Source organism: Streptomyces sp. NPDC058086, from assembly GCF_042885015.1.
GTDB lineage: Bacteria > Actinomycetota > Actinomycetes > Streptomycetales > Streptomycetaceae > Streptomyces.
This window is the reverse complement of sequence record NZ_JBHVST010000116.1, coordinates 1-21,021: the sequence shown is the minus strand read 5'-3', so window position 1 is coordinate 21,021 and position 21,021 is coordinate 1. Positions and strand designations below refer to the sequence as shown.

The 21,021-nt window shown below is 68.7% G+C and carries 15 protein-coding genes and 1 pseudogene; 5 read left to right on the top strand and 11 right to left on the bottom strand.

Features of this window, described 5'->3' with window-relative positions; translation table 11 throughout:
• Nucleotides 1–398 precede the first annotated feature (398 nt).
• A complete protein-coding gene (locus tag ACFVWD_RS48535) occupies nt 399–869 on the top strand; it encodes a VOC family protein (protein WP_385386405.1) in 471 nt (156 codons plus the stop codon).
• A gap of 552 nt (nt 870–1,421) precedes the next feature.
• Here ACFVWD_RS48535 and ACFVWD_RS48530 read toward each other — a convergent pair.
• Nucleotides 1,422–2,018, bottom strand: coding sequence for a TetR/AcrR family transcriptional regulator (locus ACFVWD_RS48530; RefSeq protein WP_389604818.1), 597 nt, complete (start codon nt 2,016–2,018; stop codon nt 1,422–1,424).
• Between the two features lie 193 nt (nt 2,019–2,211).
• Between ACFVWD_RS48530 and ACFVWD_RS48525 the strand changes: the two genes are divergently transcribed.
• From ACFVWD_RS48525 to ACFVWD_RS48510, 4 genes and pseudogenes are all read left to right on the top strand, one after another.
• Nucleotides 2,212–3,858 (top strand): MFS transporter, encoded by a 1,647-nt coding sequence (locus ACFVWD_RS48525; RefSeq protein ID WP_389604816.1) that lies wholly within the window; start codon nt 2,212–2,214, stop codon nt 3,856–3,858.
• Between the two features lie 194 nt (nt 3,859–4,052).
• Nucleotides 4,053–4,955 (top strand): NmrA family NAD(P)-binding protein, encoded by a 903-nt coding sequence (locus ACFVWD_RS48520; RefSeq protein WP_389604815.1) that lies wholly within the window; start codon nt 4,053–4,055, stop codon nt 4,953–4,955.
• 206 nt (nt 4,956–5,161) lie between these two features.
• A pseudogene (locus ACFVWD_RS48515) lies at nt 5,162–5,461 on the top strand (PAS domain-containing protein); the annotation flags it as partial.
• A gap of 30 nt (nt 5,462–5,491) precedes the next feature.
• Nucleotides 5,492–6,691, top strand: coding sequence for a SpoIIE family protein phosphatase (locus ACFVWD_RS48510; protein ID WP_389604826.1), 1,200 nt, complete (start codon nt 5,492–5,494; stop codon nt 6,689–6,691).
• Nucleotides 6,692–7,130: 439 nt separating this feature from the next.
• Here the strand turns inward: ACFVWD_RS48510 and ACFVWD_RS48505 are convergent, their stop codons facing one another.
• The 10 genes from ACFVWD_RS48505 to ACFVWD_RS48460 all read right to left on the bottom strand — a co-directional run bounded on the left by ACFVWD_RS48505 (nt 7,131) and on the right by ACFVWD_RS48460 (nt 20,840).
• On the bottom strand, nt 7,131–9,101 hold the full coding sequence (locus tag ACFVWD_RS48505; RefSeq protein WP_389604813.1) for a TIGR03960 family B12-binding radical SAM protein: 1,971 nt from the start codon (nt 9,099–9,101) through the stop codon (nt 7,131–7,133).
• Between the two features lie 81 nt (nt 9,102–9,182).
• The gene (locus ACFVWD_RS48500) at nt 9,183–10,811 is read right to left on the bottom strand and encodes a CHAD domain-containing protein (protein WP_389604811.1); all 1,629 of its coding nucleotides are present in this window, start codon (nt 10,809–10,811) and stop codon (nt 9,183–9,185) included.
• A gap of 740 nt (nt 10,812–11,551) precedes the next feature.
• A complete protein-coding gene (gene rodA, locus ACFVWD_RS48495) occupies nt 11,552–12,748 on the bottom strand; it encodes a rod shape-determining protein RodA (protein ID WP_389604810.1) in 1,197 nt (398 codons plus the stop codon).
• Nucleotides 12,745–15,006, bottom strand: coding sequence for a penicillin-binding protein 2 (gene mrdA / locus ACFVWD_RS48490; RefSeq protein WP_389604808.1), 2,262 nt, complete (start codon nt 15,004–15,006; stop codon nt 12,745–12,747). The genes rodA and mrdA overlap by 4 nt, the downstream gene beginning before the upstream one ends.
• Before the next feature lie 143 nt (nt 15,007–15,149).
• Complete coding sequence (gene mreD, locus ACFVWD_RS48485) at nt 15,150–15,815, bottom strand: rod shape-determining protein MreD (RefSeq protein ID WP_389604806.1); 666 nt, start codon at nt 15,813–15,815, stop codon at nt 15,150–15,152.
• A gap of 13 nt (nt 15,816–15,828) precedes the next feature.
• Nucleotides 15,829–16,767, bottom strand: a complete 939-nt coding sequence (gene mreC / locus ACFVWD_RS48480) for a rod shape-determining protein MreC (RefSeq protein WP_389604805.1) — start codon at nt 16,765–16,767, stop codon at nt 15,829–15,831.
• 154 nt (nt 16,768–16,921) lie between these two features.
• Nucleotides 16,922–17,941 carry a rod shape-determining protein gene (locus ACFVWD_RS48475; protein WP_355492528.1) on the bottom strand — a complete coding sequence of 340 codons (1,020 nt, stop codon included), beginning with the start codon at nt 17,939–17,941 and terminating at the stop codon, nt 16,922–16,924.
• A gap of 417 nt (nt 17,942–18,358) precedes the next feature.
• Nucleotides 18,359–18,772 (bottom strand): nucleoside-diphosphate kinase, encoded by a 414-nt coding sequence (ndk, locus tag ACFVWD_RS48470; RefSeq protein ID WP_054231901.1) that lies wholly within the window; start codon nt 18,770–18,772, stop codon nt 18,359–18,361.
• A 167-nt stretch (nt 18,773–18,939) separates the two neighbouring features.
• Nucleotides 18,940–19,293, bottom strand: coding sequence for a DUF4233 domain-containing protein (locus ACFVWD_RS48465; protein ID WP_385388845.1), 354 nt, complete (start codon nt 19,291–19,293; stop codon nt 18,940–18,942).
• Between the two features lie 5 nt (nt 19,294–19,298).
• The gene (locus tag ACFVWD_RS48460; protein WP_389604804.1) at nt 19,299–20,840 is read right to left on the bottom strand and encodes a bifunctional folylpolyglutamate synthase/dihydrofolate synthase; all 1,542 of its coding nucleotides are present in this window, start codon (nt 20,838–20,840) and stop codon (nt 19,299–19,301) included.
• Between the last annotated feature and the right edge of the window lie 181 nt (nt 20,841–21,021).

Below are 21,021 nucleotides of genomic sequence, written 5' to 3'. Positions count from 1 at the left end.
CCGATCGATCAGACGGCGAGCGGGTACTGCCCGGTGTCGGTTGCGCGGACGAGGAGAAGAGCGGCCCGAAATCCTTGGTGAGGGTGATACGCAGGAGGCGGAAGTGCCTGCACGGACACGGCACAGGCCGCATCGCACCGCCCGCTGCGTCCCGCTGGAACGGGCACGCGACGGGCAAGGTCCCGGCCGGGCAAGAACACGCATGGGCACGGCACGTGAGTCGACGGGCGGGCCACCTCTGCCAGGAGCCGAAGAGATGAAGGGCCGGGTCTCTTAGCTGCGGCTGTGGACTTGATCAACGCCGCGACTGCGACCTGGCCGTGATCCACCGATGAGTTCCGCCGGCTGCGCCGGTCTACCAGGACGTACGCCATCGAGCCACCGACTGGAGCTCCACCATGACCAATCCCGCACACCCCGGCCGCATGCTGTTCGTGAACATCCCCGTAGCGGACCTCGAGCGCAGCAAGGCGTTCTTCGCCAAGCTCGGGTTCAGCTTCAATCCGAAGTTCACCGACGAGACCGCCGCCTGCATGCTGGTCGGCGAGCACGCCTTCGTCATGCTGCTCAGCCGCGAGAAGTTCGCGGAGTTCGCGAAACTGCCGATGGCCGATCCCACCACGCACACGCTGGCGTTGTACTGCTTCAGCGTGTCGTCCCGCGATGAGGTCGATACGGTCAGCGCCGCTGCGCTCGCGGCGGGCGGCTCCAAGGCAGATGACGCCGAGGACTACGGCTTCATGTACTCACGCAGCTTCTTCGACCTCGACGGCCACGGCTGGCAGGTCATGTGGATGGACTCGGCGGCGGCGGAGCAGGGCCCCGAGGCGTTCGCGGCCTCCATGCAGGACGCCGACACCCCGGCCTGACCCACCGCGTTCCGCACATGTGCCGTCGTCGTGCGGCCGACCACCACGCCGAGAGCCCCTCCCAGACAGGGAGGGGCTCAAAGGCCGCACAGTCTCGCACAAGCCTGGAACGAGCCCTCAGATCCACTCCACCTCGGAGACGATGTGCGAGGCACTGCCAGGACCCGGCAGGGGCGTCCCAGAGGACGCCGGCGGCGCCGACGGGCGAGGGGGCGAAGCGCCCACCGCAGCAAGCACGGCCGCCACCTCGTCCTCACTCGCCCCCGCAAGCGCACCCAGCACCCGATCGAGTGCCTCGCTCACCTCAGTGGGCGTGACCACTCGACGCCGGCGCGGGGCCGGCGTTCTTGACCGTCAAGGGCAGCAGCTTCTTGCCCGTCGGGCTGATCTGGATGCTGGTGTCCATCTCTTCAGGAGGCTATTCAGAGCTGCGTGCGCGCTGCCGCATTGCTACTGCGAGGGCTCAAGGCAGTCCCCCTGCTACCGCCGAGGCCTCCATGCGTACGGCTCCGTTGCCGTCATCTTCTGCCGTCAGGACCCACCGGCTCCCGGTCAATCCGTGCGTTGCTGCGGTTCGGACTGCCCGGTGCCGTTCTCGGTGAGAGCCGTGCGCGCGGCCTGCAGCAGTTCTTCGGAGATCGGGTTGCCCCGGGTGGCGCGGGCGAGGACGAGGGCCCCGACCATGGTGCAGAGCTGGGCCATGCCGTCGTCGTCGCCGGTGGCCAGTCGAGCGGCGCGGTTGCGTACCCCGTTGATGTAGACCTGCTGGGCGCGGGCGGCCTGGTCGGGGTCGCGCCCCAGGTCGGCGGCGAATCCGGACACGGGGCAGCCGTCCCCGGCGTGATCGCGGTGCCAGATCGAGAGGTAGTTCTCGATCAGCATCCGGCGGGCGGCCTCGTGGTCCCCGGCGTGCTCCTCGACCGCCACCGGCGAGTGTGCCGTCGGATCCTCGAAGGCGTGGACGATGGCCTCGTCGACCAGGTCCTCCTTGGAGGCGAACTGCTTGTAGAACCCGCCATGGGTGAGCCCGGCGGCCTTCATCAGGTCGGCCACGCTGACCGCGGTGCCTTTCTCGCGGAACATCCGGGAGGCGGTGGCTACGACGCGCTGCCGGTTCTCCTGCGCTTGCGCCTGGGACACGCGGCCCACGGAATCACTCTCCTCAGATGGATGTCACTTGCCATCTATCCTAGCCTCCGTTTAGATTGCTATCGACATCTATTTGGTGTCGATGAGATCACCCGGCTGGTCAAGCCGGGCCTTGCGCCGCCTCCCACCGTCTGAGGCCGACAGCCTCCGCCCCCCGCATTCGCAGTACCACCGACAGCACTGGAGACCCACTGTGGCATCACCACCCACGCCCGCCGAGTCCACGACGCCCGCGGAGTCCACGCCACCCGTGCCGCCTGCCCAGCGAAGAACCGTTTCCGAGGCGGTCCACCGCCGGCGCTGGGCCATCCTGACCGTGCTCTGTTTCAGCCTCTTGGTGGTGATGCTGGACAACTCGATCCTCAACGTGGCCACCAAGACCATCGCTCAGCCCGCTCCCACCGGACTCGGCTCCACCCAGAGCCAGCTGGAGTGGGCGATCAACTCCTACACGCTCGTCTTCGCCGGACTGCTCTTCACTGCGGGTCTGCTCGGTGACCGGCTCGGCCGGAAGAAGGTGCTGCTTTTCGGCATGCTGGTGTTCGGTGCGGGATCCGCGCTGTCGGCGCTGTCGGACTCCTCCGGGCAGCTCATCGCCTTCCGCGCTGTGATGGGCTTCGGCGGCGCCTTCATCCTGCCCGCCACTCTCGCGATCATCATGAACGTCTTCGAGCGCGATGAGCAGCCCAAGGCCATCGGCATCTGGACCAGTGTGGTCGGTTTCGCCATCGCCCTCGGCCCCATTACCGGCGGCATCCTGCTGCAGCACTTCTGGTGGGGCTCGGTCTTCCTGGTCAACGTGCCCATCGTGGTCGTCGCGGCGGTCGCGATGGTGGCGATCGTCCCCGAATCGAAGAACCCCAAGCCCGGCAAGCTCGACCCGGTCGGCGTCGTGCTCTCGATCCTGGCACTGGTCTCGCTGATCTACGGCATCATCAAGGGCGGCCAGGAGGGCGGCTTCACTGGGGCCCAGTCCTGGGGCCCGATCGTTGCCGGCCTGGCGGTCCTCGGGGTCTTCGTCGTCTACGAGCGCAGCAGCGACCATCCGGCCCTCGACGTCACATGGTTCCGCAATCGGCGGTTCTCCGCGTCCGTCGCCGCCATCGGCCTGGTTTTCTTCGCTCTCACCGGCGTTACGTTCTTCAGCGTCTTCTACAACCAGAGCGTGCGGGGCTACAGCGTCCTGCAGTCCGGTCTGCTCGTGCTGCCGCTGGCCGCCTCCCAGATGTTCTTCGCCCCGCGGGCCCGGCTGGTCGTCAACCGCTTCGGTGGCCGAGCCGTGTGTGCCACGGGCCTCGTCCTGACCGCCGTGGCCTTCGCCGGCTTCCTGCTGCTCGGCCAGGACACTCCCATCTGGGTGCTGGAGGTGCTGTTCTTCCTGATGGGTACCGGGATGGCGCATGTGATGCCGCCCGCCACCGTCATGATCATGTCGTCGTTGCCGCGGGAGAAGGCCGGCTCTGGATCCGCGGTCAACAACACCTTCCGGCAGGTCGGTGGGGCCTTGGGGGTCGCCGTTCTGGGGGCGTTGCTGTCCGCCACCTACCGCAGCGGCATCGACGGCCACCTGGGCGTGCTGCCCGCCTCCGACCGGCAGGCCGCAGGTGAATCCGTCGAGGCGACCCTGTCCGTTGCCGAGAAGCTGGGACCGACCGGCAAGGCGCTGGTGCAGCCCGCGCATGACGCCTTCATCCATGCCATGCACATCACCGCAATAGGGTCGGCTGCCGTCGCCCTGGTCGGCGCGGTCGTCGTGCTTCTCTTCCTGCCGCGCAAGGCCGCCGCCGTGGTCGCCGGCGGTGATGAGCCCGAACGCCAGACCGTAGGGGCCCAAGGGTGATCACGAAACATCTCCGCGAGACACCGGAGGCGACCGGCTGCCGGGGACGCCCCACCGAGAGCACCGGAGACCCCTGTGAAATCGCCACCCGGATCAGCGGTGACACCGCCATGCCAACGCATTGCTGACAGCTCCACTGGCGCCCTGATCACGCCTCACCTCAGATATTCCATTACTCCGAAGGAGACCGACTGATGAATCCCAACAACCTTGTTCTTATCCCCGGTGCCGGTGGCGTGGGCCGCACCGTCTTCGAGCACCTGCGTGCTCAGGATGTGCCGGTGCGTTTCATGGTCCGTCGCGAGGACGAGCGTGCGGCTGAGCTGCGGGCGCTCGGCGCGGAGGTCGTCATCGGTGACCTGACCCGGCCCGAGACGGTAGCGGCCGCACTGCAAGGCGTGGCGCGGATGTACTTCGCGATGCGCGTATCGCCGGACCACCTGCTGGCGGCGACCGTGGTGGCCTCTGTTGCGAGGGAGTACGGGAAGCTGGAGGCCCTGGTCGGCCTGTCGCAGATGACGGTGTCCGAGATGACCGCCACCAGCACCGAGGAGTCGCACCAGCAGCGGCTGCACTGGCTGGCGGAGGAGGTACTGAACTGGTCCGGCCTGCCCGCGGTGCACATCCGACCCACGGCGTTCCTGGACACTCCGCTGTTCACCGCGATGGCGGCGCGGTCGATTCAGGAGAACGGCACGATCGCGCTGCCCTTCGGCACCGGACGCACCTCGCCGGTCGCCGTGGACGACGTCGCCCGGGCCGTTGCCACCGTGCTCCGCGATCCGGCTCAGCACATCGGGCAGGTCTACGAGCTGACCGGGCCGCGCTCGGTCGACATGACGGAGCTGGCCGCGGAATTCTCTCGGGCGCTGGGCCGTCCCGTGTCCTACGTGGACGTGCCGCCGGAGAGGTGGGAGGCACAGCTCCCGAAGCTGGGGATGCCGCCCCACCTTGAACAGCACGTCGCCACCATGGCCCAGCTGCACCGGGACAACCGTTATGACCGCACGACCGACGGCGTCGAGCGCGTGACGGGCATCCCTGCCCAGTCGATCGAGGCGTTCGTGGCCGCCCGCAGGGACTTCTACCTGGGCTGAGCCGCGTCCGACAGCTGGGGGAGAGCGCGATGTGCAGCTGACTTGCCTCGCCTACTGGGACTCCGCCGGCCTCGCTCGGATTCGCTGTCTGAGTGGGGCCGAACAGAACCGGCGGAAAGGCGCCAGAGCTCGTGGAAAGGTGCCGAACCCGGCAACGGCGTATCGTCACAGTTGTACGAGTTCCCTCGCACAACGAGGTCGGTAAGATGGGCACCCTGCATGGGGCATCGTCCGTCCGTACCTCGGACTTCTCAGGCGGCCCGGCTGCGTTCGTGGTGGACGCCCGAGGACTGGTGTCCGCGTGGAGTCCGACGGCCGAGCGTCTGTTGGGCTACGAGACGGCTGAGGTCGTAGGCCGGCCGGTCGCTGAGCTTTGGCCAGTAATCCCGTGGGACGCTCCCCAGCAGCTGTCGTCAGCCTTTGAGGCTGGTACCCCCGGGCCTACTGCCGTCCTCACGCATCGGCAGGGTCATTCTGTGCCCGTCACACTCGCGGCCTGTCCCGTGACATCGGTCGTACCTGGCAGCGAGGGGACGGTGATCCTGGTGACTGCCGTTTCGCTGCCGACGGCGGTCCAGGACTGGCTTCACCACCGCGAGCGCATCGCAGCGGGTGCCCTGAGAAGTCGCATGGAGCCCGCTGATGCACCTGACCACAGCGCGGCTTGGGTCACTCGCTCGTACGTACCCGCGCGTGGCGGCACGGGTGTGAACGGCTCCTGGGCTGACGTGATCCCGCTATCCAGTGCGCGTGTCGCTCTTGTGGTCTCCGATGTCCCAGCCTCCGGCATGCAGGCCACCGTGTGCATCGGACTGATCGGCGCCGCCGTCCGCGCCCTGGCGGAGCTGGATCTCGCACCTGAGGAAGTGCTTGCTCGGCTGGACGACATCGTGTCGCGCTTTACCGCAGGCCAGGGCAACAAATGGTCTCTGTCGTTTGTGGAACGATTGGTCGGCGCGACGTATCTCTACGCGGTGTATGACCCCATCGCGCGCCGGTGCGTCATGGCGAGCGCTGGACACCCCCCGCCCGCGGTCGCCGATCCGGACGGATCTGTCCACGTCCCCGAGCTCCCAAGCAACAGACCCCTGGGCATGGGCGAGCCCGTCTTCGAGTCGCTCGACCTTGAGCTCGCCGAAGGCAGCACCCTCCTCTTCTACACCGGCGGTCTGGTGCGGGCATGCCGCACGGACGATGCCATAGCTGGGCTACTCAGCAGAGCCATGCGTCAAAGCGGCCCGTCGATCAAGGACGCCTGGCGGGTCACCGTCGACACCGTGACGCCTCTCCTGGCGACTGAGGACGATCTGGCGCTCCTGGTCGTTCGGACACGCGCGCTCAGCGGCGACCGAGTGGTCACCTGGGAGCTGCCAGGGGACCCAGCCGCCGTCGCCGGCTTTCGCTCCCTCGTTCTGCAACAGCTCGATCAGTGGGACCTGGCGAACCTTGACTTCACCACGGAGCTGATTGCAAGCGAACTCGTCACCAACGCCATCCGCTACGGCCGTGAGCCGATGCAGCTGCGGTTGATCTACGACCGGATCCTGATCTGCGAGGTGTCCGACGGCAGCAGCACCTCTCCGCACATCCGCCGGGCGAGTGCCACCGACGAAGGAGGACGCGGCTTGTTCCTCGTGGCCAACTGCGCGCAGCGCTGGGGTGTGCGCTACACCAACCAGGGCAAGACCATCTGGGCCGAACAAGCACTCAACACCGAAGCTACTCCAGAGCCGTAGCACTATCTCCGTCGAGCAGCGCCAGGATGCTATCTCCGGTCGGTCGAGCGCGAGGCTCGCGCCAAAGTGGCTGCGTAAAGCCGCGCAGTCGAAGTGGGGAAAGTTCCGTCCCACTGGAATGAGGCGCTTGCCCTATCCGTCCACCGTCGATCAAGCCACGGCCACAGACGCCGGCGAATGCCAACGAGCCCCCTCCCAACCAAGGAAGGGGGCTCAAATGGTCTGAGTCCGCGGGACAGCACCGGACCGCCCTCAGACCCACTCCACCTCGGAGAAAATCCCCGCAACGTTTCCAGGCTCCGGCAACGGCGTCCGGGGGGACACCGTCGGCGCAGACGGGCGAGAGCGCGAAGCGCCGGCCGAAGACAGCGCGGCAGCCACCTCGTCCTCGCTCGCCCCAGCCAGAGCCTCAATCACCCGATCGAGTGCCTCGCTCGCCTCAGTGCGCGTGCTCACTCGACGCAGGCGTCGGACCAGCATTCTTGACCGTCAGAGGCAGCAGCTTCTTGCCCGTCGGGCCGATCTGGATGCTGGTGTCCATCTGCGGGCAGACACCGCAGTCGAAGCACGGGGTCCAGCGGCAGTCCTCGACCTCCGTCTCGTCGAGGGCGTCCTGCCAGTCCTCCCAGAGCCAGTCCTTGTCGAGGCCGGAGTCGAGGTGGTCCCAGGGGAGGACCTCCTCGTAGGTCTTCTCGCGGGTGGTGTACCAGTCGACGTCCACGCCGAAGGCGGGGAGGGTCTTCTCGGCGCAGGCCATCCAGCGGTCGTACGAGAAGTGCTCGCGCCAGCCGTCGAAGCGGCCGCCGTCCTCGTAGACCGCACGGATGACGGCGCCGATGCGGCGGTCACCGCGGGAGAGCAGGCCCTCGACGATGCCGGGCTTGCCGTCGTGGTAGCGGAAGCCGATGGAGCGGCCGTACTTCTTGTCGCCGCGGATCTTGTCGCGGAGCTTCTCCAGGCGGGCGTCCGTCTCCTCGGCGGAGAGCTGGGGCGCCCACTGGAAGGGGGTGTGCGGCTTGGGGACGAAGCCGCCGATCGACACCGTGCACCGGATGTCGTTCTGTCCGGAGACCTTGCGGCCCTCGGCGATCACCTTCATCGCCATGTCGGCGATCTGCAGGACGTCCTCGTCCGTCTCCGTCGGCAGGCCGCACATGAAGTACAGCTTCACCTGGCGCCAGCCGTTGCCGTACGCCGTGGAGACGGTCCGGATGAGGTCCTCCTCCGAGATCATCTTGTTGATGACCTTACGCATGCGCTCGGAGCCGCCCTCCGGCGCGAAGGTCAGACCGGAGCGACGGCCGTTCCTCGTCAGCTCGTTCGCCAGGTCGACGTTGAAGGCGTCCACACGGGTCGAGGGGAGGGACAGGCCGATCTTGTCCTCCTCGTAACGGTCGGCCAGGCCCTTGGCGATGTCGCCGATCTCCGAGTGGTCGGCGGAGGAGAGGGACAGCAGGCCGACCTCCTCGAAGCCCGTCGCCTTCAGGCCCTTCTCCACCATCTCGCCGATGCCCGTGATCGAGCGCTCGCGCACCGGGCGGGTGATCATGCCCGCCTGGCAGAAGCGGCAGCCGCGCGTACAGCCGCGGAAGATCTCCACCGACATCCGCTCGTGGACCGTCTCGGCCAGCGGGACCAGCGGCTGCTTGGGGTACGGCCACTCGTCCAGGTCCATGACCGTGTGCTTGGACACACGCCACGGGACGCCCGACTTGTTGGGCACGACACGGGCGATACGGCCGTCGGAGAGGTACTCGACGTCGTAGAACGCCGGGATGTAGACGTTGCCCGTCTTCGCCAGGCGGAAGAGGACCTCCTCGCGGCCGCCCGGGCGTCCCTCCGCCTTCCAGGCCCGGATGATCTCCGTCATGTCGAGCACGGCCTGCTCGCCGTCACCGATGATCGCCGCGTCGATGAAGTCGGCGATCGGCTCGGGGTTGAACGCCGCGTGGCCGCCGGCCAGGACGATCGGGTCCTCGAGCGTACGGTCCTTGGACTCCAGCGGGATCCCGGCCAGGTCCAGGGCCGTCAGCATGTTCGTGTAGCCCAGCTCCGTGGAGAAGGACAGACCGAAGACGTCGAAGGCCTTCACCGGGCGGTGGCTGTCCACCGTGAACTGGGGGACCCGGTGCTCACGCATCAGCTCTTCCAGGTCCGGCCAGACGCTGTACGTGCGCTCGGCGAGGACGCCCTCACGCTCGTTCAGTACCTCGTAAAGGATCATGACGCCCTGGTTGGGCAGTCCGACCTCGTAGGCGTCCGGGTACATCAGCGCCCAGCGGACGTCACAGGCCTCCCAGGGCTTGACCGTGGAGTTGAGCTCTCCGCCGACGTACTGGATCGGCTTCTGCACATGCGGGAGCAGAGCTTCGAGCTGTGGAAACACCGATACAGCGGCTTCGGCAGGCATCTCGCGAACCTTCGTGTGCTGGGAGGTACTGACGGGGGTGACCATCCAGACTAACGCGGCCGGGACCGGCCCCCGTACGCCTCAGACGGCACCCTTGTCCTCCATCGCCTCCCACTCCCCCGGCAGCGCGGCCTCCACCGCCGCCGCGCGCTGCTCCGCGCGGCCGTACAGCACCCCGTACGTGAACGCGTTCTCGCCCGCCCCGTGCGCCTCTGCCGCCAGCTCCCGCAGGGCCCCGCGGACCATCACGCTGTCCTGGTGGTCGCCCAGCAGCGTCTGCAGGGACTTCATCGACTTGACCAGGTCGGCGGCGGGCTCACCGAGGGCGGGGGTGGCCGCCTCGGCCGCGTAGCGCGTGCGCTTGGCCTTCTTGCGGGCGTCGTGCATCGCCAGGTCGCGCTCGGAGCCGGGCGGCAGCTCCAGAGCCTCGCCGACCAGGTCGGCGACCTTCTTGAAATCCTTCCGTACGGCCTTGGCGATCACTTTCTCGGGCTTCTTCGAGGCCGCCTCCAGCAGGGGCGGGCCGGCCACCAGGGTGTCCAGCGTCGTCAGCAGGTCCAGGTAGCGCTTGCCGTCCAGTACGGCGATCAGGCGTTGCCTGGAGCCGGAGCGGCGGGCCCCCGACCAGGTGCTCACACGGGCCTGGACGGGGCCCGTGACCAGTTCGGACGGGAGGTCGTCGAGCGCCGCCGTCAGGTGCTCGGTGAGGACCTCCTGGTCGCGGTCGACGCCCAGCTCGGCGGCGAGCCACTTCAGCTCGACGCCGGTCGGGTCGGTGACGGTGCGGTCGAGGATCTTGCCGTACGAGCGGAAGGTGCTGCGGAGGCGGCGGGTGGCGACGCGCATACGGTGCACGGAGTCGGGCACGTCGCGGCGGACGGCGGGGTCCAGCTCGACGATCGCGTCGCGCTGGGCGCGGACGTAGGCGAGAACGTGGTCGCCGGCGGTGCGCGGGGCCCAATCGGGGGGTTCTGGCTTCGCGGCCGTCGCCGCCGCCGTCGACGCGTCAGCGACCTTGTCGGCCTTCCCCGCCTTGTCGGCCTTCCCGGCCTTGCCTGTCTTCTCGGCCTTCTCCGGCTTCTCCGGCTTCGCGGACTTCCGGGGGGCCGTGTCGTCGAGTGCCTTGGCCAGTTTGGACGCGGAGGCGGAGCGTGTGAGGCCCGCCTTGCGGAGCTTCTTCTCGACCTTGTCGAGGAAGGCGGGATCGCCGTCGTCGGCGAGTTCCACCTCGATCTCGGTCCATTCCGCGCTGCCCGCGCCGCCGCTGAGGCGCTCCGCGCGGACGCGGTCGACGCTGACCTCGGCCAGGAGGGTGCCGGAGGCGTCGACGAGGTGGCGGACGTCGCGGGCCGACAGGAGACGTACGACGGGGACCAGTTCGGCCTCGCGGATGCGGGAGCGGACGAGGGCGGTCAGGTCTTCGGGGATGGTGTCGGAGAGGGGGGCGCGGATTTCGTCGCGGACGCCCTCGGAGACGGGGAGTTTGAGGTGCCAGCCCGCGTCGTCGCCGCCGGTGCGGCGGCGGAGGGTGAGGGAGGCGGTGGCGAGCCGCTGGTCGGCCGTGTCGTAGTAGGTGGCGTCCAGTTCGGCTACGCCCTTGTCGATGACGCCCGAGACTCCCGGGACGTCGGTCAGGTCCGGGAGTGGCGCGTCGCCGCCGGCCGGGGGACCCTCGTACTTTCGCTCGATTTCGCGCTTGGTGTCCGCCATGAACTGAATCTAGTGGCTGTCGGGCCGGGATGGCAGTACCAGCCCCTGCCGGGACCTCCGGGAACGACCGGATCTCGCCCCCGCCGCCCCTGCCCTCCCCCAAGCTCTCGGCTTCGCTCGAGCAGGGGGGACCCCATCATCCCCAGGCGCTCCGCCCCAGACCCCGCCACGGGCGCTGCGCCCCCTGGACCCCCGCATCGCCCGAAGGGCTCGTCCTCAAACGCCGGACGGGCTGAAGAGGCGCACCGGGGTGGGTGGGTTGGACGTGGGGGTAAGCGGGGGCACGGCCTCCGGCCTCGCCCTCAAGCACCGGCCAGGCTGAGGCTCCGGGCCGGGGTGGGTGGGGGCAACGGCCGCCTCGTCCGCAAGCATCGGACGGCCTGAAAGATGTGAGCCGGAGTGAGTGGCGTGACCGGCCGGGACGGGTAAGGGCGGGGCTGGATCCGGCACCCCCTCGAACACCGGGCACCCAAGGCTGCTTTCAGGGGCACGGGGAACTGCGCGACCAGCCCCACGCACCCACAGCCGAAGAACCAACCGGAGTCAGGGGCGAAGCCCCGATTCAGGGGCACGGGGAACTGCGCAACCAGCCCCCACGCACCCACAGCCGAAGAACCAACCGGAGTCAGGGGCGAAGCCCCAGTTTCAGGGGCGCGGGGAACTGCGCGACCAGCCCCCACGCGCCCGCAGACAAGGAACCCCCGCCGACCACGCGCCCCTCCCGCCCAACCGCCGGAGGCCTACGCCGACATGGGGCGCTGGACTCTGATCGACTGCAACAACCCCACCGCCACCCACACCGCGAACATCGACGAACCGCCGTAGGAGACGAAGGGCAGGGGAAGGCCCGCGACCGGCATGATGCCGAGGGTCATGCCGATGTTCTCGAAGGCCTGGAAGGCGAACCAGGCGATGATGCCGGCGGCGACGATCGTGCCGTACAGCTCGGTGGTCTCGCGGGCGATGCGGCAGGCCCGCCACAGGACGACGCCCAGCAGGAGGATGATCAGGCCGGCGCCCACGAAGCCCAGTTCCTCGCCCGCGACCGTGAAGACGAAGTCCGTCTGCTGTTCCGGGACGAACTGGCCCGTGGTCTGGGAGCCGTGGCCCAGGCCCGTGCCGAAGAGGCCGCCGGAGCCGATGGCGATACGGGCCTGGTTGGTGTTGTAGCCGACGCCTGCCGGGTCGAGGTCGGGGTTGGCGAAGGCGGCGAAGCGGTTGATCTGGTACTCGTCGAGGATCTTGAGCTGCCAGATCGCCACCGCGCCCAGCGCCCCCGCGCCCAACAGGCCGAAGACCCAGCGGTTCGACGCGCCGGAGGCGAGGAGCACGCCGAGCACGATGATGACCGCGACCATGATCGTGCCCAGGTCGGGCATGAGCAGCACGACCATCATCGGGACGGCCGCGAGGCCCAGCGCCTGCAGCACCGTGCGGTGGTCGGGGTACTGCTTGTCGCCCGCGTCCACCCGGGTGGCCAGCAGCATCGCCATGCCCAGGATGATCGTGATCTTGATGAACTCGGCGGGCTGGAGCGACAGACCGCCCGCGACGAGCCAGTTGCGCTGGCCGTTGATCGTCGCGCCGAGCGGGGTCAGCACCAGCAGGAGCATGAAGACCGAGAGGCCGTACAGGATCGGGACCGCCGTGCGCAGGGTGCGGTGGCCCAGCCAGATCGTGCCGACCATCAGGCCGAAGCCGATGCCGGTGTTCATGAGGTTGCGGATGAGGAAGTAGTACGGGTCGCCCTGGTTGATCTCGGTGCGGTTGCGGGTCGCCGAGTAGACGAGGGCCGAGCCGATCAGGGAGAGCGCCATGGCCGAGAGCAGTATCGGCCAGTCGAGGCGGCGGGCCAGGGAGTCACGGGCGAGGAGTCGTGACATCCCGCCGCGGGCCGGGCCGTAGCCGGAGACGGAGAAGTTGTTCGCTCCGGTCATGTCAGGATCCTCGTCCCCCGCCGCTTCTTCGGACGGTCCGTACGCCTTCGGGTGTTCCGGTTACTGGCCGTCGGGGACGGCGTGGTGCCCGCGGGCAGCTGCTGGTCGGTGGCCCCGGGCGAGGGCGACTCGCTGGCCTGGAGGTCCTTGACCGGGTCCTTGGAGATCTCCGGAGTGTCGATCGAACCGTCCGTCTGGATCTTCGGGAGGCCCTTCTGGGGGGTGGGGAGGAGGGCCTTCGAGTTGTCGATGGAACCGTCGGCCTGGACGCCGTAGAGCGCGTTGTAGATGTTGCGCACGGCCTCACCGGAGGCGCCGGAACCCGTACCGGCCTGGGCGATGGTCATGACGACCGTGTAGTCCTTGGTGTACGTGGCGAACCAGGACGTGGTCTGCTTGCCGTAGACCTCGGCGGTACCGGTCTTGGCGTGCAGCGTGATCTTGTCCTGCGGCCAGCCGCCGAACTTCCAGGCGGCGGTACCGCGGGTGACGACGCCTTCGAGGGCCGAGTTCATGCCCTGGAGCGTGTCCTTGCTGATCGGGAGCTTGCCGCTGACCTTGGGCTTGATCTCCTGGACGGTCTTGCCGTCGGCGCTGACGATCGCCTTGCCGATGGTCGGCGCGTGGATGGTGCCGCCGTTGGCGAGCGCCCCGTAGATCATGGCCTCCTGGATCGGGGTGACAAGGGTGTCGCCCTGACCGATGGAGTAGTTGATCTCGTCGCCCTCGCGCATCTTGTTGCCCTCGAGGCAGTTCTCGTACGCGATCTTCTGGACGTAGTCGCCGTCCTTCTTGCCGGTCTTGCACCAGACGTCCTTGTTGGCCTTCCAGTAGCTCTGCTTCCACTGGCGGTCCGGGACGCGGCCGGTGACCTCGTTGGGCAGGTCGACGCCGGTCTCCTTGCCGAGGCCGAACTGGTGCGCGGCCTTGAAGAAGTAGTCCTTCGGCTCCCCCTTCTTGGGGTTGATGCCGCCGTCCTTCTTCCACTCGTTGTCCGCGAGGCCGTAGAAGACGGTGTCGCAGGAGACCTCGAGGGCCCGGCCGAGCGAGATGGGGCCGAAGTTCTCGCCCTCGAAGTTCTTGAAGACCTGGCCGCCCACCGAGTACGAGCTGGTGCAGGGGTAGCCGCCGTCCCACTCGTAGCCGGCCTCGACCGCGGCGGCCGTGGAGACCACCTTGAAGGTCGAACCGGGCGCGGACTGACCCTGTATGGCCCTGTTGAGCAGCGGGTAGTCGGAGTTCTTCCCGGTGAGGGCCTTGTAGTCCTTGGCGGAGATGCCGCCGACCCAGGCGTTCGGGTCGTACGTCGGGGCGGACGCCATGGCGACGATCCGGCCGGTCTTGGCCTCCATCACCACGACGGCGCCCGAGTCGGCCTTGTAGTTCTCACCGGTGATCTTGTCGAACTGCTGGCGGGCGGTCTTCATCGCCGTGTCCAGCTCGTACTCGGCGACCCGCTGGACGCGGGAGTCGATGCTGGTGACGAGGTTGGAGCCGGACTGGGCCGCGTCGCTCTTGGCCTTGCCGATCACGCGGCCGAGGTTGTCGACCTCGTAACGGGTGACGCCTGCCTTGCCGCGCAACTCCTTGTCGTACTGGCGCTCGAGGCCGGAGCGGCCGACCTGGTCGGAGCGGAGGTAGGGCGAGCTGCTGTCCTTGGCCTGGGTGATCTCGGCGTCCGTGACGGGCGACAGATAGCCGAGGACCTGAGCGGTGTTGGCCTTGCCGGGGGCGGCATAGCGGCGTACGGCCTCGGGCTCGGCGCTGATGCCGGGGAAGTCCTCGGAGCGCTCGCGGATCTGCAGAGCCTGCTTGGCGGTGGCCTCGTCGGTGATGGGGATGGGCTGGTACGGGGAGCCGTTCCAGCAGGGCTGCGGCGTCTTCGCGTCACACAGCCGGACCTTCTGGATGACGTCCTCGGGCTTCACGTCCAGCACGTCGGCCAGCTTCGTCAGGACCGCCTTGCCGTCGTCCTTCATCTTCATCAGGTCGGTGCGCGAGGCGGAGACCACGAGCCGGGTCTCGTTGTCGGCGATCGGCACTCCGCGCGCGTCGAGGATCGAGCCGCGTACGGCGGGCTGGACGACCTGCTGGACGTGGTTGCCGGAGGCTTCCTTGGCGTACTCCTGGCCGTTGCGGATCTGGAGGTACCAGAGGCGGCCGCCGAGGGTGCCGAGGAGGGAGAGGACGAGGATCTGGATGACGACGAGTCGGATCTGTACCCGTGGGGTCCTGCCGGTCTCGGGAATGTTGGTCACTGGTGCTGCCTCCCCCTCTCAGAGTGGGTACGGGACACGGGCGCGCGAGCCATGTGCGTACGGGGCGCCACATGCGTACGAGTCATACGAGTACACGGCGAACCTGGAGGCCTCGACCCCGGGGTCGGACAACTGTCTTGCCCTCACAGGCGCTTGACCCCCTTGATGCGCCCCGCGCGGGCGACGCGCGCCCGGGCGGCCTTGACCCGGTGGCCGCGCTGGCTGCCGATGCGCAGGCCGGTGCCGGAGGCCAGCCAGCCCGAGGAGACGTCGGCGGCCTTGACACTGTTGCTCTCGGCGAGCGAATTGCCCTCTGAGCGCCGGGCCAGGGCCATCAGCCCCGGCACCACGAACGGCGCGAGCAGCAGGTCGTACAGGGCGGCCGTGAACAGCAGGCTGCCCAGGCCCACATGGCGGGCGGCGGTGTCGCCGACGAGGGCGCCGACACCGGCGTACAGCAGGGTGGAGCCGATCGCGGCGGCGACGACCACGGCCATTGGGCCGGTCGCCGACTTGAGCTGGCCGCTCTCCGGCTTCGCCAGCCCCGCGAGGTAGCCGATGACGCACAGCACGAGGGCGTAGCGCCCGGCTGCGTGGTCGGCGGGCGGGGCGAGGTCGGCGAGCAGACCGGCGGCGAAGCCGATGAGGGCGCCGCCGACGTGGCCGTAGACCATGGCGAGGGCCAGCACGGTGAGCAGGACGAGGTCCGGGACGGCGCCCGGGAGATGGAGACGGGCGAGGACGCTCACCTGGATCACCAGGGCGACCACCACCAGGGTGGCGGAGAGCAGCATCCGATTGAAACGCATGGGGATTCAGCTCCTACGGCGTCTGGCCGGTGACGGGCTCGGACGCCGAGGGGGTGACCGTCACGGTCACGGTCGGCGTGGGCGTCGGTTTGGGCTTGGCCGGCAGCACCGTGTCACGTGGGTCCTTGCGGGGGGCCTCAACGACGACACCGACGATGTCGAGCTTAGAGAACGAGACGTACGGCGTGACGTAGATCGTGCGGGTCAGGTCGCCGCCCGACGGATCGACACGGGAGACCACGCCGACCGGGACGCCGGGCACGAAGGGCTTGTCGGCCTGCGAGCCGAAGGTGACCAGCCGGTCCCCCTTCTTGATCTTCGCCTTGCCGTTGAGCATCTCCACCCGCAGCGGGCGGTCGCCCTGACCGGAGGCGAATCCGAGCTCGTCGCTGGACTCCATCCGCGTACCGACGGTGAAATCGGGGTCGTTGGCGAGCAGCACCGTGGCGGTGTCCGGACCGACGGTGGTGACGCGGCCGACGAGCCCGTCGCCGTTCAGGACCGTCATGTCGCGCTGGATACCGTCGTTGCTGCCGACGTCGATGGTCACGGTCCAGGAGAAGCCCTGGGCGGCTCCTATGGCGATGACCTGGGCGCCCTTGATGCCGTACTGCCCGGCGCCGGCCATCTTCAGCATCTTGTCGAGCTGGCCGAGACGGCTGCGATTGCGGTCGTCACTGCCGAGCTTGGCCTTCAGCGCCGTGTTGTCGTGCTCGAGTTGGGCGATGCGATCGTGTCGGCTGTCCGAGTCTCGGACCGCGGCGATCGCGTTGCCGACGGGGTCGACCGCGGAGGACACCCCGTTCTCGATCGGGCCGAAGACCGTCGCGGCGGCCTGGCGGGCACCCTGGACCGGTGAGTCCTGTCCACCACGGATGTCCACCGTGATCAGAGCGAACGCGATGGCGATCAGCAGCACCAGGAGCAGCCGGCTCTCTCGTGTGTCCCTCACGTGCGGCGGCCGTGCCTTCCTCGTCGGTGTCAACAGGAACGCACCCCGAGCGAGTGCTGACGCCCAAGGGTGTTATGGGGGAGCTTATGCCTCAATATCAACGATCCGCCGTACGAGAAGCGATCATCCCGTACGGCGGAATCGAAGAGTTACCTCATCTGCGCGGCTGGGCGTCCAGAACCTGCTGGAGCGCCTCGAATTCCTCGACGCACTTGCCGGAGCCGAGCGCCACGCTGTCCAGCGGGTCCTCGGCGATGTGGATCGGCATACCGGTCTCGCGGCGCAGGCGCTCGTCGAGGCCGCGCAGCAGCGCCCCGCCGCCCGTCAGTACGATTCCGCGGTCCATCACGTCACCCGACAGCTCCGGCGGGCACTTGTCGAGCGTCGTCTTCACGGCGTCGACGATCGCGTTGACCGGTTCCTCGATCGCCTTGCGCACCTCGGCCGCTGAGATGACAACGGTCTTGGGAAGCCCGGAGACGAGATCCCGGCCGCGGATCTCGGTGTGCTCGTCGTTGTCCAGGTCGTACGCCGAACCGATCGTGATCTTGATCTGTTCGGCGGTGCGCTCACCGAGGAGGAGGCTGTACTCCTTCTTGATGTGCTGGATGATCGCGTTGTCCAACTCGTCGCCCGCGACGCGGATGGACTGGGCGGTGACGATGCCGCCGAGCGAGATGACCGCGACCTCCGTGGTGCCGCCGCCGATGTCCACCACCATGTTGCCGGTGGCCTCGTGGACCGGCAGGCCGGAGCCGATGGCCGCGGCCATGGGCTCCTCGATGATGTGCACCTGGCGAGCGCCGGCCTGGGACGACGCCTCGATGACGGCACGGCGCTCGACACCCGTGATGCCCGACGGCACACAGACGACGACACGGGGACGGGCGAGATAGCGCCGCTTGTGGATCTTCAGGATGAAGTACCGGAGCATGCGCTCGGTGATCTCGAAGTCGGCGATGACACCGTCCTTCAGCGGACGCACGGCAACGATGTTGCCGGGGGTCCGCCCGATCATCTTCTTCGCCTCCGAGCCGACCGCGAGGATGCCACCGGTGTTGGTGTTGATCGCGACGACGGACGGCTCGTTGAGTACGATCCCGCGGCCCCTGACGTACACCAGCGTGTTGGCGGTCCCGAGGTCGACAGCCATGTCACGGCCGATGAACGACATTGAGTTCCCCATCAGGATTCGTCTGGCCTTCCCAAGCGGAGCTTTGACGGCTTTTTAGGAACGGCGAGGTGGGTGCAGTGACGTGAAGGTCTCCATCGTAGACGCGCCTGCACGAACACTGCGCGAGGGTCTTCGCCATTGTCAGCATGCGTGGCGCCGCCCCGCTTGTGGAGACGGCCCAACGGGGGCACGCGTTCCCCCGATCGGCACGCATATGCCGCGGGACGGCCGGAATTTCCACGGCCGTCCCTGATCAGGCATCGGGCCGGGACGTAAGTCCTTTACAAGCCTTTGCAAGCCGTTACAAGAACATCTTGGAATCGTGATGTCTGTGCGGCGTCAACGCGACTTGGACAGCGGCTGGGGCGCGACTCGGAAGTGTCCGGGAAGTGACTCGGACGCGACTGCGAGGAGGTGTCAGACGCGGCCGGGGAAGAAGATCTTCAGCTCGCGCTCGGCGGACTCCTCGGAGTCGGAGGCGTGGATCAGGTTCTCGCGGACGATCACACCGTAGTCGCCGCGGATGGAACCGGGGGCGGCGGCGATGGGGTCGGTGGGGCCGGCGAGCGCGCGCACGCCCTCGATGACCCGCTCGCCCTCGACGACCAGCGCCACGACCGGGCCGGACGCCATGAACTCCACCAGCGGCTCGTAGAACGGCTTGCCCTTGTGCTCGCCGTAGTGCTGCTCCAGCGTGTCCTGGTCCAGCGTGCGCAGCTCCAGCGCGGTGATCTGCCAGCCGGCCTTGCGCTCGATGCGGCTGATGATCTCGCCGGTCAGGCCGCGACGGACGGCGTCGGGCTTGAGGAGGACGAGGGTGCGCTGGCTCACGGTGGTGGCTCCTTCGGGTCACAAGTGTGCGGGTGACCGAGGCTACAGGGCGTGTCTGGGTGGGTGTTACGCAGAGTCAGGTGGGCGGGGCGTTCGGGGTTCCTCGGGGCTCTTCGGGGTTCTTCAACTGCGGGCGGGCGGGGGCTGGTTGCGCAGGGCGAAAAAGCCTACGCCGGGTTCCCGCCCGCCTCCGCCTGCGCAGCGAACCTCGCCTTGGCCTCGTCGATCTTCCGCCCGTAGTGCACCGAGGCCCACCACAGCGCGGCGAAGATCGCCCCCAGGAAGAACATCGACCCCACGACGAACCCGCTGGCGATCAGCGCGATCTGCAGGGCCCAGCCGAGCTGGACACCCCCGGGCCGGGTGATCATCCCGCAGAGCAGCACACTCACCGCCATGAAGATCCCGCTGACCGTCCACACCGTGGCCAGGGACAGATCGGGATCCTTCATGGCGACGAGCCCGGCGAAGCCGATGACGAAGAACTCGCCGATCAGAGTGGAAGCACAGAGCGTACGCACAGCGGTCAGCCCCTCCTCAGGAGCAGTCGGGCCTCGCCGACGGTGATGACGGAGCCGGTCACGAGAACGCCGCCGCCCGCGTACTCGCCCTCCTCCTCGGCCAGCGTGATCGCCGCCTCGATCGCGTCGTCGAGCCGCGGCTCCACCTGCACCCGCTCGTCGCCGAAGATCTCGACGGCGATACCGGCGAGCTCGTCGGCGTCCATCGCGCGATGGCTGGAGTTCTGGGTGATCACGACCTCGGCGAAGATCGGCTCGAAGGCTTCGAGCAGCCCCCGCACGTTCTTGTCGCCGCTCGCGCCGACGACGCCGATCAGCCGGCTGAAGTCGAAGGCCTCGCCCACGGCCTCGGCGGTGGCACGGGCGCCCGCCGGGTTGTGCGCGGCGTCCAGGACGACGGTCGGCGAGCGCCGTACGACCTCCAGGCGGCCCGGCGCGGTGACGGAGACGAAGGCCTTGCGCACGGTGTCGATGTCGAGCCGCTGGGAGTGCGCCGCGCCGACGCCGAAGAACGCCTCGACCGCGGCGAGCGCCACGGCGGCGTTGTGCGCCTGGTAGGGGCCGTGCAGCGGCAGGAAGATCTCCTCGTACTCACCGCCGAGCCCGCGCAGTGTGACGAGCTGCCCGCCGACGGCGACCTGCCGGGCGACGACCCCGAACTCCAGGCCCTCCCGGGCCACGGTCGCGTCGACTTCCACGGCCTTCTTCAGCAGCACCTGGGCCGCGTCCACCGGCTGCTGAGCCAGGATCACGGTCGCGTCCTGCTTGATGATGCCGGCCTTCTCGGTGGCGATCTCGCCGGGCGTCTCGCCGAGCCGGTCGGTGTGGTCGAGGTCGATGGGGGTGACGACGGCGACGTCCCCGTCGATCACGTTGGTGGCGTCCCAGCTGCCGCCCATGCCGACCTCGACGACGGCGACGTCGACGGGGGCGTCGGCGAAGGCGGCGTACGCCATGCCGGTGAGCACCTCGAAGAACGACAGCCGGTACTCCTGCTGTGCGTCGACCATCTCGATGTACGGCTTGATGTCGTTGTACGTCTCGATGAACCGCTCGGCGGGGATCGGGGCGCCGTCGAGGCTGATCCGCTCGGTGATCGACTGGACGTGGGGGCTGGTGTACCGGCCGGTGCGCAGCTCGAAGGCGCCGAGAAGGGCCTCGATCATGCGGGCGGTGGAGGTCTTGCCGTTCGTGCCCGTGATGTGGATCGAGGGGTACGCGCGCTGGGGCTCGCCCAGGACGTCCATCAGCGCGGCGATCCGGCTGACGGAGGGCTCCAGCTTGGTCTCGCCCCAGCGGCCGGCGAGCTCGGCCTCCACCTCGCGCAGCGCCTTGTCGACCTCGGGGTCGGCCGGGCGCGCGGGCACGTCGGCCTGTCGGCCCGCGTCGGCGCCCTGGGCGCGCAGGGTGCGGCTGCCGGCCTCGATCACCGCGAGGTCGGGGTCGCGGTCGGTCTCGGCCGCGATGATCTCGTCGAAGAGACCGTGCGGGTCGCTGGGATCCGGCTCGTCTGACTCGCTGCTGTCGTGCGGGGGGAGCTCACTCACGCTGCCAGTCTACGGAGCCGAACCCGCCCCGGGTCTCTCGCCCCCGCCGCCCCTACCCGTCCCATCCCCGGGGGCGCCGCCCCCAGGCCCCCCGGGTGGGTTCTTCGGCTGCGGGTGGGTGGGGGCCGGTCGCGCAGTTCCCCGCGCCCCTGGGGCACGGGGCTGCGCCCCTGCGCCCAGG

What these genes read in the sequence shown, in the direction of transcription:
- ACFVWD_RS48475 (WP_355492528.1), bottom strand. Translation starts at nt 17,941, where the DNA reads ATGTCGTTCATCGGCCGTGACATGGCTGTCGACCTCGGGACCGCCAAC.
- ACFVWD_RS48535 (WP_385386405.1), top strand. Translation starts at nt 399, where the DNA reads ATGACCAATCCCGCACACCCCGGCCGCATGCTGTTCGTGAACATCCCC.
- ACFVWD_RS48505 (WP_389604813.1), bottom strand. Translation starts at nt 9,101, where the DNA reads ATGCCTGCCGAAGCCGCTGTATCGGTGTTTCCACAGCTCGAAGCTCTG.
- ACFVWD_RS48520 (WP_389604815.1), top strand. Translation starts at nt 4,053, where the DNA reads ATGAATCCCAACAACCTTGTTCTTATCCCCGGTGCCGGTGGCGTGGGC.
- rodA (WP_389604810.1), bottom strand. Translation starts at nt 12,748, where the DNA reads ATGACCGGAGCGAACAACTTCTCCGTCTCCGGCTACGGCCCGGCCCGC.
- ACFVWD_RS48500 (WP_389604811.1), bottom strand. Translation starts at nt 10,811, where the DNA reads ATGGCGGACACCAAGCGCGAAATCGAGCGAAAGTACGAGGGTCCCCCG.
- mreD (WP_389604806.1), bottom strand. Translation starts at nt 15,815, where the DNA reads ATGCGTTTCAATCGGATGCTGCTCTCCGCCACCCTGGTGGTGGTCGCC.